Raw genomic sequence first — 878 nt, forward strand, 5'->3', positions numbered from 1 at the left:
CTCAGCTCGGCACAGACACCATCTGCCAATTCATCGTTAACTTCTGTATCGACTTTTTTACTGCCCCAATCCCAGATGCCCAACTGTTGAGCACCATCGGCCACCAACTTGGTATGCTCAAGCTAGAGAAAAAAGTTTGGCCAAGCTTTGGCAATAGCCTCGATATGGGGCTGATTGGCGAATCTATCCCGATGAAGCGCTTACGCGATCAAGTTAAGCGAATTGGTCCTACGGACGTGAGTATTCTGATCTCTGGCGAGAGCGGTACTGGTAAAGAAGCGGTTGCTCGTGCAATTCACAAAGTATCTTCCCGTTCTCATAAGCCCTTTATGTCGATTAACTGCCGCGCTTTGAATGAGCAACGTTTCCAAGCGGAAGTCTTTGGTATTGCTGCGGATGCTGAGATGGGCCCAAGTCTGTTGGAGCAAGCAGATGGCGGTACTGTGTTGTTTAATGACATTCTGACCATTTCGAAAGACCAGCAAATGAACCTGTTAAGGTTTTTGCAAGAGGGCACGATTGAAACGCGCGAAGGTGTGAAGAATGTGAATGTGCGTATTCTTGCTGCTAACTCGTCAGACGTAGAAAAAGCCTTGATTGATGGCGACTTCAACGAAGAGTTGTACCATTACATCAATGTACTTCGTATCAACGTACCAAGCTTGAAAGAGCGCGCGAGTGACATTGCACTACTAGCTCGCTTCTATCTGCAAGAGTTCTCTAAAGAGTACAACTCTCAAGCAAAAAGTTTCTCAGAGGACGCTTTGAAAGCTCTGACTCGTTACTTCTGGCCTGGTAATGTTCGCGCGTTGATGAACCCAGTTAAGCGTGCGGTGTTGATGTCTGACAGCGTGATGATTGAAGAGCATCATCTCGAT

General features: G+C 47.0%; 1 protein-coding gene. It reads left to right on the top strand.

The window, feature by feature from the left end:
* Window positions 1-878: sigma-54-dependent transcriptional regulator (locus tag R7Z50_RS25860; protein WP_318149523.1), on the top strand; the 878-nt coding region annotated here is incomplete at both ends.

Source organism: Vibrio sp. 1249-1 (genome assembly GCF_033340495.1).